This window comes from Acidobacteriota bacterium (genome assembly GCA_016716715.1).
Lineage (GTDB): Bacteria > Acidobacteriota > Thermoanaerobaculia > UBA5066 > UBA5066 > Fen-183.
The window spans coordinates 183,716-197,742 of the sequence record JADJVE010000003.1; the positions used below are offsets into that span (position 1 = coordinate 183,716).

A 14,027-nucleotide genomic window follows, 5' to 3' on the forward strand; every position below is an offset into this window, starting at 1 on the left:
GGCCATGAGAGTCGCCAGGGTCTTCGCCGCCGCGCTCGCGTCCCTCGCCCTTCTCGCCGCCGTGGCCGTGCCGGGCATCGACCTCGGCGGCATGGACCGCTCCGTCGCGCCCGGCGACGACTTCTTCCGTTACGCGAACGGGACGTGGCTGAGGGAGACCGAGATCCCGGCCGACCGCGCGGCGTGGGGCGCCTCCGGCATGCTCGACGAGCTGACGTCGAAGCGCACGCGCGAGCTGATCGAGAAGGCGTCGTCGTCCTCCGCCCCAGCCGCGTCCGACGAGCGCAAGGTCGGCGACACCTTCGCGACGTTCATGGACGAGGCCGCGATCGAGGCGAAGGGGCTCGCTCCGCTGAAGCCCGAGTTCGACGGCGTTGCCGCCCTCGCGGACAAGGCCGCGCTCGCCCACACCCTCGGTGGAACGCTCCGTGCCGACGTCGACGCCCTGAACAACACGAATTTCTACACGCCGAACCTCTTCGGCCTGTGGGTCGCGCAGGATCTCGACCAGCCCTCGAAGTACTCGCCGTTTCTCTTTCAGGGGGGCCTCGGGATGCCGGACCGCGACTACTACCTCGATCCGGCGCCGCGCATGGCGGACATCCGGACGAAGTACCAGGCCCACATCGGAAGGATGCTCGCGCTCGCCGGAGTTTCGGACGCCGCGGCGAAGGCGGCGAGGATCTTCGGCCTCGAGACGAAGATCGCGGCGGCCCACGCGAGCCGCGAGGACTCCGAGGACGTCCTCAAGGGCAACAACCACTGGTCGCGCGCGGACTTCGCGGCGAAGGCCCCGGGCCTCGACTGGGACGCCTATTTCGGCGCCGCGGGGCTCGGCGCTCAGGCCTCGTTCGTCGTCTGGCAGCCGGACGCCGTCCGGGGCATCGCGGCGCTCGTGGCGTCCGAGCCGCTCGAAACGTGGAAGGAGTACCTCGCGCTGCGGGCCCTCTCGCGCGCCGCGACGTTCCTCCCGAAGGCGTTCGTCGACGAGCAGTTCGCGTTCTACGGCACGACGCTCACGGGCGCCCCGAAGCTCCGCGACCGCTGGAAGCGCGGCGTGTCCGTCACGGACGCCGCGCTCGGCGAGGCCGTCGGGCGGCTCTACGTCACCAAGTACTTTCCGCCGTCTGAGAAGGCCCGCGCCGAGGAGATGGTGAGGAACGAGATCGCGGCGTTCGCCATCCGGATCGACCGGCTCGACTGGATGGCGCCGGAGACGAAAGCTAAGGCGAAAGCGAAGCTCGCGGCGCTGAAGGTCGGCGTCGGCTACCCGGACAAGTGGACCGATTACTCCGGCCTCGAGGTCGTGAAGGGCGACGCGCTCGGCAACGCGCGCCGGGCGTCGCTCTTCCGGACCCGGCGGAGCCTCGCGCGGCTGGGCAAGCCGGTCGACCGCGGCGAGTGGGTCATGAACCCGCAGCTCGTGAACGCCGTGAACCTGCCGGCGATGAACGCGCTGAACTTCCCGGCCGCGATGCTCCAGCCTCCGTACTTCGACCCGAAGCGGCCCGCCGTCATGGACTACGGCGCGGCGGGCTCCGTGATCGGGCACGAGATCAGCCACAGCTTCGACGACCAGGGCGCGCTCTTCGACGCCGAGGGGCGGCTCAGGAACTGGTGGACGAAGGAAGACTTCGAGCACTTCACCGCGTCGGCGCAGGCCCTGATCCGGCAGTACAACGAGTACCGGCCCTTCCCGGACCTCGCCGTCAACGGCAAGCTCACGATCAGCGAGAACATCGCGGACGTCGCGGGCCTCGCGGCGGCGTACGACGCCTACCGGATCTCGCAAGGCGGCAAGGAAGCGCCCGCGTGGCGCGGCGTGCCGGGCGACCAGCAGTTCTTCCTCGCGTTTGCCCAGAGCTGGCGGACGAAGTTCCGCGAACCGGCGCTCAGGCAGCGCATCGTGGTCGACAGCCACGCGCCGGCCGAGTACCGCGCCGACACCGTGCGCAACCTCGACGCCTGGTACGCCGCGTTCGACGTGAAGCCGGGGCAGAAGCTCCACCTCGCGCCGAAGGAGCGCGTCAAGGTCTGGTGAGGCCGGCGTCTCAGCGCGCCGGACGGGCCGCGAGGGCGCCCGCAAGAGAGAGCGCGAGTCCGAGCGCAAGAACGCCCGCGTGCGACAGGGACGGGACCGCTGCGGGCGGCTCCACCGTGCCGGCGCGTCCGGCGTAGACGTCGTCGAAGTCCACGGAGGGCGTGCCGCCCGTAGAGACTCCGCTGAGGTTGAGCTCGAGCGCCGCGCTCGCCGCGCCGGGCGGCGCCGCCGCTCCGGTTCCCGCGCAGGACGCCCACGCGCCCGGCGTCCCGCCGGACGCCGCCGCGCTGCTGGGGGGAGGCGGCGGCGAGAGGATCGTCGTGCCGCAGGCCGCGTCGGGATAGAAGTTCAGCGTGAAGAACGCCTGGGATTGCTGAGCCGTTCGGAACCGCACGGCGCCGCCGAACGAATAGACGACACCCGGCTGAACGGGAACGCACGTGCGCGCGAAGAGGGTGACGGGATTGAATGTGGCTCCCGCGAGCGCCGCGAAGCCCGGGGACCCGTCGGCGCCCGGCCCGGGATCGCGCACGAGGGTGGCCGTGATCCCGGGGGAGAGCCGAAGGGACCACGCGGAGATCCCGGAGGCGAAGTGCGGGTCGGAAACGAGGTTCTGGCCGCGCGCGGCGCCGGCTGTGAGAAGGAGACTCGCGACGAGAACGAAACTCGGCACACGCGAAGGCTCACGAACCATCCGGCCGACTCTATCCCGCGCACCTATAATCGCCCTCCAACATGTCGCTCTTGACCGGGGCCAGGCTCGGGTCGTACGAGATCGTCGGGCCGCTGGGCGCCGGTGGCATGGGCGACGTCTACAGAGCCCGCGACCTGACGCTCGGGCGCGAGGTCGCGATCAAGGTGCTGCCGGACCAGTTCGGGAGCGATCCTGAGCGCCTCGCGCGTTTCGAGCGCGAGGCAAGGGCGCTCGCGTCGCTGAGCCACCCCAACATCGCCGCGATCTACGGCGTCGAGAAAAACGGCCCGGTGCAGGCGATCGTGATGGAGCTGGTGCCTGGTGATGACCTGTCCGAGCGCGTGAGGCGCGGCCCGGTCGCGCTCCCCGAGGCGATCGCCATCGCCCGGCAGATCGCCGACGCGCTCGACGCCGCACACGAGAAGGGAATCGTCCACCGCGATCTCAAGCCAGCGAACATCAAGATCACGCCCGACGGCCTCGTCAAAGTGCTGGACTTTGGCTTGGCGAAGGCTGTCGCTGCTCGCGACTTTTTCGGTGATGACTCGGGCGCCTCGACAGAGCTGAAGGCGACGCGAGAGGGACTCGTCGTCGGGACCGTGCCCTACATGAGCCCCGAGCAGGCGCGCGGCCAAGCCGTCGATCGGCGCACGGACATCTGGGCCTTCGGATGCGTGTTGTTCGAGATGCTGGCGGGCCGAAAGGCCTTCTCCCGTGAGACGAGCTCCGACACGATCGCGGCCATTCTCCGCTCCGACGTGGACTGGACCAGCTTGCCGGATGACGTGCCACCTGCGCTGCGCCATTTGCTCGAGCGCTGCCTTGACGAGAATCTCAGGCGTCGCCTGCGCGACATCGGCGACGCGCGACCGGCCCTCGAGGACGCGCTCCTGCCCGTCGCGGCTGTTCCCGTCCACCCGGCCGCGCCGGGCGTGTCACGAAGAGGGGTCCTCTTCGGCGGAGCGGCACTGGGGATGCTGGGCGTCGGGTTCGTGGGCGGCTCGGCGGCGGCAGGCCGCGGGCGCGGTGGGGCCCCGCCGTCATACCAGCGGCTCACGTTCAGGCGCGGGTTGATTCGCACGGCTCGTTTCGCGCCCGACTTCAAGACGGTCCTTTGCGGTGCTCTTTGGGACGGCGACGTATGTCGCATCTACACGGTCAGACCCGAGAGTCCGGAATCGGCTCCGCTCAATCTGCCCCCCGCGATGCCCCTGGCGATCTCCGCGTCCGGAGAGCTGGCGCTGTCCCTCGGCACGCACTTGAGGGGCACCATGACCTACGGCACGCTCGCGCGCGTGCCGCTCTCGGGAGGCGCCCCCCGGGAAATGCTCGAGGACGTGAAGTTCGCGGATTGGTCCCCCGACGGCCGCGACCTCGCGATCGTCCGGCGAGCGGGCGCTCGCGACCAGCTCGAATTCCCGATGGGCACCGTCGTAGCCGAGTCGTCCACGCCGAATGGCGGGTTCAGCTTCGTCCGCGTGTCCCCGGGCGGCGATTTCGTGGCCGCCTTCGAGCTCGCGGCAGCCCGCGACTTGAACGGCACGGTCACCATCGTCGACCGCTCCGGCAGGCGGAAGGCCACGTCGCGGCCGTATGTCAACGTTTTCGGACTGGCGTGGAGCGGGAACGGACGTGAGGTCCTCTTCACGGCAGCCGACGAGCTGCCGCTTTTCCGCAACACGCTCTACGCGATGCCCCTCGACGGGCCCGTGCGCGTCCTCGCACGCCTGCCAGGCAATGTCAGCCTGCACGACGTGGCGCCCGACGGCCGCGTCCTGATCGCGCGCACGGACGATCGCAGCGGCATCTCCGTCTTCGCGCCCGGCGCGGCGACCGAACGCGATCTGTCCTGGCTCGACGCGCCGGTCCTGGCCGACATCTCCATGGACGGCCGATCGATTCTCTTCTCGGAGACTGGTGTTGGCGGCGGGCCCCGGGGAAGCACCTACTTGCGCGGCACCAACGGCTCGGCGCCGGTGCGCCTCGGCGATGGTCACGCGCAGGCACTGTCGCCGGATGGCCGATGGGCGATCGCGCGGACGGGATCGCCGCACCTCGATCTGGTTCCGACCGGAGCGGGACAGGCCAGGCGGCTCGAGCGATCGGGCCTGACGCTGCTCACGGCGCGCTTTCTGCCTGACAGCCGGCGCGTTGTCGTGCGCGCGCAGCCGGCGGCGGGCGGCCCCCGGCTGTTCGTGATCGACATCGACGGGACAGCGGTCGACGCCATCACGCCCGGGGACGTGGCGGTCGGCGCGACGGGGTGGCAGGTGTCGCCGGATGGGACGGCGGTAGCGGTCGCGACGGATCGCGCGCTGGAGCTCTATCCGCTGACGCCTGGGCCCCCGCGACGAGTGCCTGGGGTGACGGACCGAGACTGGCCGCTCCGCTGGATCGAGGACGGCATCCTGATCTCCGAGAACCCGGCGGCCGCGGGGACGGTGTTTCGTCTCGATCTATCCACCGGCCGGCGCGTCGCCTGGAAGGAGATCGGGCCCACGGATCCGACCGGGATCATGAGCCTGAACCTGTCGGGGATGGTGGTGACGCCGAACGGCCAGCACTACGGCTACGGCTGGCATCGGGCGATCAGCGATCTATATCTCGGCGGCGGATGGACGTGACCTTCCGCGCCTCACCGGCGAAGGGTCGATGAAGTGGTGGAGCTGATCAGGATCGAACTGACGACCTCCTGAGTGCGATTCAGGCGCTCTCCCAACTGAGCTACAGCCCCACCCGTCGGAGAGGACGCGGAGATTAGCGGGAAGCGGTGAGGCCGTCAAACGCGGCCCCCGAAGGCCTCAGCTCGGAGTCTCGACGAGCTTGCGCTTGACCGCGCGGAACACGCCCTCGATGATCGCGTCGTCGAGGCCGAACGTCCGCACGGCGAACCGCACGAGCCTCCCGCGCACCTCCGCCTCCTCGGTCACCGTGAGTTTCGTGATCTGCGCGGTCTCGAGCTCGAGCTCGAACGTCCACGTCCCGCCGTAGGCGACGTCCGGCTCGGTCGTCCTGACGACGAGCTTGCGGGGAGGCCGGAATGTATCGAACGTGATCGAGACGGGCGACCCGACGACCTCGATCGCCGTGGGCGGCGCCGTCGCCACTCCCTGGTCCACGGCGCGCAGGTCCGAGCGATCGACCGGCAGCTGGCGGATCGAGAGGAGCGCGGACCAGACCCGTTCCGGCGGCGCCGCGAACGACTTGCGGCGCGTCAGGACGTGCTTCTGGGGCAGGCCGGCCCCGACCATCGCCATGACGACGACGGCGACGACGCAGAACGCGAGGAACTTGAGGGCGGCCTTCACGGCGCCACGATCGCCTTCACGGTCCGATTCTGCTCCTGGGCGCCGGCCGTGAGGAGGTCGTGGAGGCTCGTCCCCTGCAGGACGGCCCGTTCCTCGCGCGCGGCCTTCCCGAAGATGCGGTGCAGGCTCGTGGCGACGGCGTCGGTCCCCTTCGGGACGGCGCGCGCGGCCGACTCGCCGATCGCGCGCGCGACCGCGTAGAGCGAGATCGTCTCCGGGGCCCGCGTGAGCGAGAAGACGCCGCCCTCGCCGGCCGCCACGAGGCCGGCCTGGCGCAGGTCGCGCACGAGGGGCACGACGTCGGCCTCCGGCCGCGCGAGCTCGTGCGCGAGCGCCGTGAGCGTGCGCGTCGCCCGGTCGTTCCGCCAGGCGACCGTCAGGACGAGGAGGAGCCGCACGGATTCGTACAGGCGGCCGCCCTCCTCGGTGCGCTCCGCGAGGGCGTCGTGGTCGAGGAACTCCGCGCGGAACTGGATCGCGTGGGCGAGCGAGATCCCGAGCAGGAAGAGGACGAACACGAAGCCCACCGCGACGACGAAGACGATGGCGGCCGTGAGCGGGCCGTAAACGGCGCCGCCGCCCGCGAGCTGCGCGACGCCGCGCGCGATCGCGACGCGGAGCCCCGTGATCGTCGCCGCCGCGAACGTCGCGCCGGCGAGCGCGGGACCCCATCGGACGACGGCGCCCGGGAGCGTCCGGTAGAGGTAGACGAGAAGGACGAGCGTCAGGATCGCGCCGAGAGGCCGGATGCCGGAAAGGCTCGCCCCGCTCTCGAGGACGAGCGACGTGAGGACGCCGATCGCGATCGGCCCGAGGATCATCACGGACAGCGCGGTGCCGAGCCGCCGGAGCGGCGGCCGCGGCGTCACGGTCGTGCCCCACAGGGCCTGCGCGGCGCCCTCCACCAGGAAATAGGTCCGGAGCGACGTGACGAGGAAGAAGATCGTCGCGGTCCCCGACACCGACGCATAGCGCACGATCGTCTGGATGTCCGCGACGACTTCGCGCCCGGCGCCCGGGAGGGCAAGGCGGAGGATCCGATAGAGGCCGACGCCCGAGAGGCCGAAGAGCGTCGACGTGAGGACCGTGACGGACGCGATGAGGGGGACGAGGCTCAGCAGCGACGAGTACGCGAGGCTCGAGGCGAGGTCGAATCCGCGGGCGTCCCAGAAGCGACGTGCCGTGCCTCGGCCGACCACCCGCAGGGTTTCGGCCAGGTTCTGCCACGGGGTCCGGGCGAGCCGGAGCCGCGCCGTCGTCGGGTGCATTGCGTCTCCCATCGTAACCTTCCGCCCGCGCGCGGGCTGTGACAAGATTCCGCCTCCCGAAGGAGGACCTCATGGCCAACAACACCGTCGAAGACGCCGCCCGGGCGGTGGAGCAGAAGATCGACGCGACGCGCGATGCCGCCGCCTCGGGCGCGGGCCGGGTCCGCGAGCGTGTCTCGGAGGTCGCCGACAACGTCAAGGCGCGCGCCTCCGCGCTGCGCGACAAGATCGCGGACACCGAGTGGGAAGACGTGAAAGCGAACGTCGCGGGCTACGTCCGCGACAACCCGGGCAAGTCGGTGGCGATCGCGCTCGGCGTCGGGTTCGCGCTCGGGCTCCTCATGCGGCGAAGGGACGACTGATGGACGGCGCCGCCCGCCCGCCCGCTCCTCACGGCGCGTCGCCCGAAGGCCCGGTCGGCGCGCTCGGTGAGCCGTTCGGCTTCATCGCGTCCGGCGACTGGCAGAAGACCGTTCTCGAGACGGTCCAGAAGCACCCGATCCCGTGCCTCGTGGGCGCGGCCGCGGTGGGCTTCATCGTGGGCCGCTATCGCGGGCGCGCCATCGTCGGCGCCCTCGCCGGCGTCGCGACGAACATGGTGCTGAAGCAGATCGGCGAGTCGTTCGTCGGCGGAGACCTCGGCTAGAAGGTTCGGCGCTTCGCCCGCGTAGACTCTTCCCATGGAGAAGTCTGCGAAGGCTCATCCGTCGATCCTGACGTTCGCGTCGTCGGCGGGTTGAGCGTGCAAGCTGGGTCAGTCTGACCTGGTGAAACTGCTGGGTGCGCTGCCGCGGGTGCACGATCCGCGCGCTCTCGTCGGATTCGACTCGTCCGACGACGCTGCCGTATTCCGCCTCGGGGACGCCGACGACCCCGACGCCGAGTGCCTGCTCGCGACGACGGATTTCTTCACGCCGGTCGTGGACTCGCCGTTCGACTTCGGCCGCGTCGCGGCCGCGAACGCCCTCTCGGACGTCTGGGCGATGGGCGGCGAGCCGCTCTTCGCGCTGAACCTCGTCGGCTTTCCGGCGAAGGCCCTCCCGATGGAGGTCCTGGGCGAGATTCTCGCGGGCGGCGCGGCCGTCGCCGAGGACGCCGGGATCCCGATCCTCGGCGGCCACTCGACGGACTTCGACGTTCCGGTCTACGGCATGGCCGTGACGGGCCGCGCGAAGCTCTCGCGCCTGCGCCGCAACGTCGGCGCCCGGCCGGGCGACGCGCTCGTCCTCACGAAGGCGCTCGGCACCGGCATCCTCACCTCCGCGCTGCGCGCGCGCGTTCTGCGCGAGGGCTCGATCCGCGCGCTCCTCGGCCGCGGCGAGGGCCCGACGCCGGAGGAGGAGGAGGGCGCCGTCGCCTCGATGATCCGGCTCAACCGCGCGGCCGCGCGCGCCGCGGACGCCTTCGACGTCTCGGCGTCGACGGACGTGACGGGCTTCGGGCTCCTCGGCCACCTGAAGGAGATGCTCGGGGGCGGCGGCGTCTCGGCGGAGGTTTCCGCGTCGGCTCTGCCCGTCCTCGCGGGCGCCCGGCGTCTCGTTGCGGCGGGCTTCGCGCCCGACGGCTCGCGGCGGAACCTCGCCGCGGCGCGGCCCGGCCTCGACGTTGCGTCCGGCGTCGCCGAGGACGATCTTCTCCTCGCGGCCGACGCCCAGACGTCCGGGGGTTTGCTCCTCGCCGTCCGGGAATCGGAGGCGGAGGCGCTCGTGGCGGCGCTGCGCGGCGGAGGCGACGCTCCCGCGGCGGTCGTGGGACGGTTTTTCGGGATACGGTCGGGTGCACCGGCGATCCGGGTGATCGCTTGAAGGAGGCGGACATGGACGCGACGAAGGACGAAGAGCGCTGGGAAGGGGTCACGTCGGCGGCGAACGAGTCCGAGGCGGCGCTCATCGCGGGATTTCTCGAGAGCCGCGGAATCCCGGCCCGCGTCGTGGACAAGAGCTTCCACCTGACGCCGACCGAGAGCGAGGACCTGTCGGGCGTCGAAGTCGGCGTGCCGGCCGCGCGTGTCGCCGAGGCGCGCGAGGAGCTCGCCCGCCGCGAAAAGGCCTACGACGAGGCGCCTCCCGGATCGGATCTGATCAGCGACGACGAACCCTCGGGCGGCTGATCACGGGGTCTCGAGGCGCCTCCGCTAGAATCCGGCGCCGGAGTCTCATTGCAGCCCGAAAAGATCGGTCGGTACGTCATTTTGCGCACGCTCGGGCGAGGCGCGATGGGCGTCGTCTACCTCGCGCGCGACCCGCAGATCGAGCGCGAGCTCGCCCTGAAGACGATCCGCTTCGACGACGGGGAGAAGAGCTTCAGCGCCGACGAGGCCAAGGCCCGCTTCCTGAAGGAGGCGAAGATCTCCGGCCGCCTTCAGCACCCGCACATCGTGACGGTGTTCGACGTCGGCGAGGACCAGGGCGTGCTCTACCTCGCGATGGAGCTCGTGCAGGGCGGGAGCTTCTCGCAGCGACTGGCCGACCCGGCCGGGTTCTCCATCCGCGACCGCGTCCGCGTCGTCGCCGAAGTCGCCGAGGCGCTCGCGCACGCCCATGAGCGCGGCGTCCTGCACCGCGACATCAAGCCCGCGAACATCCTCCTGTCGCCGTCGCTTTCGGCGAAGGTCACGGACTTCGGGATCGGCAAGCTCCTCACGGGCGACACGGAGCTCACGTCCACGGGCCAGATGGTCGGCTCGCCGGCCTACATGTCGCCCGAGCAGATCAAGGGCGACAAGCTGGACGCGCGGACGGACATTTTCTCGCTCGGCGTCGTCCTCTATCAGGCCGTGACGCTGCGCAAGCCGTTCCCCGCGGACACCCTCACGACGCTCGTGTACCAGATCCTCCACGAGGAGCCGGCCGATCCGGCCGCGGTCGCCGGCGACCTGCCCGAGGGGCTCGGGGCGATCGTGAGCCGCTGCCTCGCGAAGGACCGCGCGAACCGCTACGCGGACGCCGCCGAGCTTGCGGACGACCTGCGCGCGGTGCTCGGCTTCTCGCCGGTCGGCTCGACGGCCAGCTTCTCGGAAAGCCGCGTCAAGCGAGGGAAGTCGACGCCGTCGTCGCCCGCGACGCCCCAGCTGCCGCCGCAGTCGCCGCACGCGTCCATGGCGCCCACGGCGGCCATGCCGGTCATGTCCCCGGGGCCCGTGGGCGCAGCTCCGGCGGCGTCGGACTCGGAGTCCCCGACGATCACGACCGGCCGCCGGATGGGCGAAGTCGCGAAGAAGGCCGAGGCGAAGGTCGGCCCGCCGGCCGCGAAGAAGGGCCTCTCGGCCGCGACTCTGGGAGCGCTCGGAATCGTCGCCGCCCTCGCCGTCCTCGTCGCGGTCGCGCTGAAGAAGGGCGGGGCCACGGACGCTCAGCCGGTCACCTCGGCGTCCCCGGCCGCAACGTCCGCGCCGGCGCCGGCACCGCCCGCTTCCGTGGCCGCTCCGTCCACGGGCGGCCCCGCCGTCGCGGTCGTCGAGACCCCGGCCGCGAGCGCTGCGCCCGCGGCCCCCACGCCCCCGCCGGCTCCGAAGAAGACGAGGGTGAAACCGACGCCGAGCGAGGCCGCGGCCTCCGCATCGGCCTCCGCCGCCAAGGCCGCCGCCAAGCCGACCGTGGCCGCGGTCAAGCCCGTCGATCTCACGTACACGATCCGCCGCTTCCTCAAGATCAACGTCTCGCCCAGCCAGGCGCGCGTCTTCATGGACGGCAACTACATCGGGATCTCGGACGACTGGGACGACGCCGGCGGCGGCTCGCTCCTGACGTTCAACCTCGAGGGCCAGCACCGGCTCCGCATCTGCTACCCGGAGCACCGGGACCTGCTCGTGGACGTCATCGTCCGCTCGACCGCGGCCGACGACAAGGTCACGATCGAGCAGGACCTCCCGAAGGGCGTGCCGGACGGACCGACGGGCCCGGAGGGCAGCTTCCGCCGGCCGAATTACAAGTCGATCGGCGCCGTCCTCTTCAACGTGGACCCGCCCGACGCGATGGTCACCGTGAACGGCAAGGAGTACGGCCCCGCGTCGAAGTGGCTGAAGGAAGAGATGACGTTCGCCAACATGGCCGTCTACCAGGTCGCTCTCTCGGCTCCAGGCTACGAGACGAAGACGGTCCGCGTCCTGATCGCCCCGACCGCCGGCGAGCTCCGCGCGACGGTCAAGGAACGGCTGAAGAAGCAGTAGTCAGATCGGGCCGGAGAGGATTCGGAAGCCGGCCGCTTTCTTGATCGCCTCCTCCAGCCGCCGCGCGAGGAGAAGCGTCAGGCCGCCGAGCAGGGGAGCGCCTTCCGGCGCGCCGCTTCCGAGCAGACCCTGCACGACGTTGCGCGTCAGGACGTAGACGACGGCCGGGCCGCCGTGCGCGTACACGTCCGCCGATCGCGGTGCGTCGTCGACGAGGCCCATCTCGCCCACGATCTCGCCGGGCTTGAGGATCGCGAGGGCCTCCTCGCCGGCGCCCGCGATGTCGAGGGAGACGCGGAGCCTGCCCTCGACGAGGAGGAACGCCTCGTGTCCCGAGTCGCCCGCCTTCACGAGCGCGGCGCCCGGCATGACCGTGCGCGCCGTGAGGCCGAGCGCCGGGAGGATCGCGGGATCGAGGCCCGCGGTCTCGAAGAGGTCGCGCGCCCGGGCGAGGTCCACGTCGGAGTCGATCGTGTGGGCGCGCGTCGGGTCCGGAGCCACGGGCTTCACCGAGAGTCCCTCGAAGAACCTCGCGAGCGAGGCGTTCGTGTCGCGGATCGCGGACGTCAGGCTCGCGAGGGCGATCCGCCGGAACGCTCCGCCCGCATCGCCGCCCGCGAACACGAGGGCGCGGGCCTCGTCCGCGGGAAGGAAGACGGCCCGGGACCCCGCCTCCGGCCTGAGGCGCGCGACCCGGGACGCTCCGCCGAGCGTCGCGCTGAGGTCGGCGAGCGCCGGCGCGGAGAGGCGCGCGACCGGGTGCGGGCCGAACGGCGTCTCGGCGAGGAGCTCCGCAGAGCCTTCCAGGAACAGGAATGCGCCGGCCGGGGAGTCGCCGTCCCGGATCTCGTCTCCCGCGGCGAAAACGCGGCGGGGACGCGCCCCCGCGAGGAGCTCGGCGTCGCGTGCGCTTCCCACCCCGGGATTATCCGCCGCTCGGTGCACGTGCATCGGTTGACGGGGCGGGGGGCGGGATCTATCGTCCCGGCGCGGCGATGAGCGGTCCCACCTCGGATTCGGCCCCGGTTCTCAGGCATACGCCGCTCTGGGAGCGGCACCGTGCGCTCGGCGGCAAGATGGTCCCGTTCGGCGGATGGGACATGCCCGTCGAGTACTCCGGGCTGTCCGAGGAGCACCGCGCCGTCCGAGAGCGCGCCGGCCTCTTCGATGTCTCCCACATGGGCGAGATCCGCGTCAAGGGTCCGAAGGCGTTCGAGGTGGTCCAGCGCCTCACGTGCAACGACGTCGCCGCGCTCGACGACGGCAAGGTCCAGTACTCGGCGTTCCTGACGCCGCAGGGCACGTTCGTCGACGACCTGCTCACGTACCGCCTCGCGGCGGACGACTACCTCCTCGTCGTGAACGCCTCGAACACGCCGAAGGACGTCGCGTGGGCGAAGGCCGCCGAGTGCCCGGGCGCGTCCGTCGAGGACGAGTCCCCGATCTGGGCGCAGATCGCCGTGCAGGGCCCGCGCGCCGAGACGATCCTCCAGACGCTCACCGAAACGCCGCTCGGGCGGATCACGTACTACCGCTCCGAGCCGGGGAAGGTCCTCGGCATCCCCGCGCTCCTCTCGCGCACGGGCTACACGGGCGAGGACGGCTTCGAGGTCTACCTTCACCCCGACCGCGCGGGCGACGTGTGGGACGCGATCCTCAAGGCTGGCCAGCCGCACGGGATCCTGCCGGCGGGGCTCGGCGCGCGCGACACGCTGCGCCTCGAGGCCTGCCTCGCGCTCTACGGCAACGACATCGACGACGCCCACACGCCGTGGGAGGCGAACCTGGGCTGGATCGTCAAGATGAAGAAGGGCGATTTCCAGGGCCGCGAGGCGCTTGCGAAACAGAAAGAGGCGGGCGTTCCGCGCAAGCTCGTCGGCTTCGAGGTCACGGGCCGCGGGATCGCGCGGCACGGCTATGCCGTGCAGGTGGGCGGGGCCGCGGGGGCCGCCGGCGTCGTCACGTCCGGAACCCAGACGCCCACGGTCGGCAAGCCCATCGGCCTCGCCTACGTCCCAACGGAGAAGACCGCGCCGGGCACCGTCCTGGCGATCGACGTGCGGGGCCGCGGCGTCCCGGCCGTCGTCGTACCGACGCCGTTCTACAGGAGAAGGACATGAGCAACTATCCGGACGACCGCCGCTACACGAGGAGCCACGAGTGGATCCGCGTGGACGGCGACGTCGGCACGATCGGCATCAGCGACCATGCCCAGAAGGAGCTCGGCGAGATCGTGTTCGTCGACCTCCCGGACATCGGCGAGATCTTCGACGCCGGGCAGGAGTTCGGGACGATCGAGTCCGTGAAGGCGGTCTCCGAGATCTTCCTGCCCGTGGCCGGCGAGATCCTCGAGACCAACAAGGTCCTCGCCGACGAGCCCGGCGCCGTGAACGAGGACCCGCACGGCGACGGCTGGCTCGTGAAGGTGAAGCTCTCGTCGGACGCCGAGGTCGACGCCCTCCTGAACGCGACCGACTACGAGAAATTCGTCGAGGAAGAAGCCAAGGCCTGACCCTCGGCGTAGATCGAGCCGGGAAGGAATCACCCG

At 71.3% G+C, this 14,027-nt stretch carries 13 protein-coding genes and 1 tRNA gene; 9 read left to right on the plus strand and 5 right to left on the minus strand.

Features of this window, described 5'->3' with window-relative positions; genetic code table 11:
• Positions 1 to 4 precede the first annotated feature (4 nt).
• Complete coding sequence (locus IPL89_05730) at positions 5 to 2,041, plus strand: M13 family metallopeptidase (protein ID MBK9062682.1); 2,037 nt, start codon at positions 5 to 7, stop codon at positions 2,039 to 2,041.
• 10 nt (positions 2,042 to 2,051) lie between these two features.
• On the opposite strand, the gene IPL89_05735 is transcribed toward IPL89_05730, so the two are convergent.
• Positions 2,052 to 2,714: a hypothetical protein gene (locus IPL89_05735; protein ID MBK9062683.1), complete on the minus strand. Its 663-nt coding sequence runs from the start codon at positions 2,712 to 2,714 to the stop codon at positions 2,052 to 2,054.
• Positions 2,715 to 2,842: 128 nt separating this feature from the next.
• On the opposite strand from IPL89_05735, the gene IPL89_05740 reads away from it, so the two are divergent.
• Positions 2,843 to 5,359, plus strand: a complete 2,517-nt coding sequence (locus tag IPL89_05740; GenBank protein MBK9062684.1) for a protein kinase — start codon at positions 2,843 to 2,845, stop codon at positions 5,357 to 5,359.
• Between the two features lie 34 nt (positions 5,360 to 5,393).
• Here the strand turns inward: IPL89_05740 and IPL89_05745 are convergent.
• The 3 genes from IPL89_05745 to IPL89_05755 all read right to left on the minus strand — a co-directional run bounded on the left by IPL89_05745 (position 5,394) and on the right by IPL89_05755 (position 7,311).
• Positions 5,394 to 5,469: transfer RNA gene (locus IPL89_05745), tRNA-Ala, on the minus strand.
• 67 nt (positions 5,470 to 5,536) lie between these two features.
• Complete coding sequence (locus IPL89_05750) at positions 5,537 to 6,043, minus strand: hypothetical protein (GenBank protein MBK9062685.1); 507 nt, start codon at positions 6,041 to 6,043, stop codon at positions 5,537 to 5,539.
• Positions 6,040 to 7,311: a YihY/virulence factor BrkB family protein gene (locus tag IPL89_05755; protein MBK9062686.1), complete on the minus strand. Its 1,272-nt coding sequence runs from the start codon at positions 7,309 to 7,311 to the stop codon at positions 6,040 to 6,042. The genes IPL89_05750 and IPL89_05755 overlap by 4 nt, the downstream gene beginning before the upstream one ends.
• Positions 7,312 to 7,382: 71 nt before the next feature.
• On the opposite strand from IPL89_05755, the gene IPL89_05760 reads away from it, so the two are divergent.
• The 5 genes from IPL89_05760 (at position 7,383) to IPL89_05780 (ending at position 11,479) form a co-directional block, all read left to right on the plus strand.
• Entirely contained in the window at positions 7,383 to 7,673 is a 291-nt protein-coding gene (locus IPL89_05760) for a DUF883 family protein (GenBank protein MBK9062687.1), read from the plus strand.
• Positions 7,673 to 7,957 (plus strand): hypothetical protein, encoded by a 285-nt coding sequence (locus tag IPL89_05765; protein MBK9062688.1) that lies wholly within the window; start codon positions 7,673 to 7,675, stop codon positions 7,955 to 7,957. Before IPL89_05760 ends, IPL89_05765 begins: the two co-directional genes overlap by 1 nt.
• A 121-nt stretch (positions 7,958 to 8,078) precedes the next feature.
• Entirely contained in the window at positions 8,079 to 9,116 is a 1,038-nt protein-coding gene (gene selD / locus IPL89_05770; GenBank protein MBK9062689.1) for a selenide, water dikinase SelD, read from the plus strand.
• Positions 9,117 to 9,127: 11 nt separating this feature from the next.
• Complete coding sequence (locus IPL89_05775; protein ID MBK9062690.1) at positions 9,128 to 9,421, plus strand: DUF2007 domain-containing protein; 294 nt, start codon at positions 9,128 to 9,130, stop codon at positions 9,419 to 9,421.
• 48 nt (positions 9,422 to 9,469) lie between these two features.
• Complete coding sequence (locus IPL89_05780) at positions 9,470 to 11,479, plus strand: serine/threonine protein kinase (protein ID MBK9062691.1); 2,010 nt, start codon at positions 9,470 to 9,472, stop codon at positions 11,477 to 11,479.
• Here the strand turns inward: IPL89_05780 and IPL89_05785 are convergent, their stop codons facing one another.
• Positions 11,480 to 12,397: a cyclic nucleotide-binding domain-containing protein gene (locus IPL89_05785; GenBank protein MBK9062692.1), complete on the minus strand. Its 918-nt coding sequence runs from the start codon at positions 12,395 to 12,397 to the stop codon at positions 11,480 to 11,482.
• Between the two features lie 77 nt (positions 12,398 to 12,474).
• On the opposite strand from IPL89_05785, the gene gcvT reads away from it, so the two are divergent.
• Complete coding sequence (gene gcvT, locus IPL89_05790) at positions 12,475 to 13,599, plus strand: glycine cleavage system aminomethyltransferase GcvT (GenBank protein MBK9062693.1); 1,125 nt, start codon at positions 12,475 to 12,477, stop codon at positions 13,597 to 13,599.
• On the plus strand, positions 13,596 to 13,991 hold the full coding sequence (gcvH, locus tag IPL89_05795) for a glycine cleavage system protein GcvH (GenBank protein ID MBK9062694.1): 396 nt from the start codon (positions 13,596 to 13,598) through the stop codon (positions 13,989 to 13,991). Before gcvT ends, gcvH begins: the two co-directional genes overlap by 4 nt.
• Positions 13,992 to 14,027 lie beyond the last annotated feature (36 nt).

Coding starts and splice junctions, on each gene's coding strand:
- IPL89_05730 (MBK9062682.1), top strand. CDS start 5: ATGAGAGTCGCCAGGGTCTTCGCCGCCGCGCTCGCGTCCCTCGCCCTT.
- IPL89_05740 (MBK9062684.1), top strand. CDS start 2,843: ATGGGCGACGTCTACAGAGCCCGCGACCTGACGCTCGGGCGCGAGGTC.
- IPL89_05755 (MBK9062686.1), bottom strand. CDS start 7,311: ATGCACCCGACGACGGCGCGGCTCCGGCTCGCCCGGACCCCGTGGCAG.
- IPL89_05760 (MBK9062687.1), top strand. CDS start 7,383: ATGGCCAACAACACCGTCGAAGACGCCGCCCGGGCGGTGGAGCAGAAG.
- IPL89_05765 (MBK9062688.1), top strand. CDS start 7,673: ATGGACGGCGCCGCCCGCCCGCCCGCTCCTCACGGCGCGTCGCCCGAA.
- IPL89_05775 (MBK9062690.1), top strand. CDS start 9,128: ATGGACGCGACGAAGGACGAAGAGCGCTGGGAAGGGGTCACGTCGGCG.
- gcvT (MBK9062693.1), top strand. CDS start 12,475: ATGAGCGGTCCCACCTCGGATTCGGCCCCGGTTCTCAGGCATACGCCG.
- gcvH (MBK9062694.1), top strand. CDS start 13,596: ATGAGCAACTATCCGGACGACCGCCGCTACACGAGGAGCCACGAGTGG.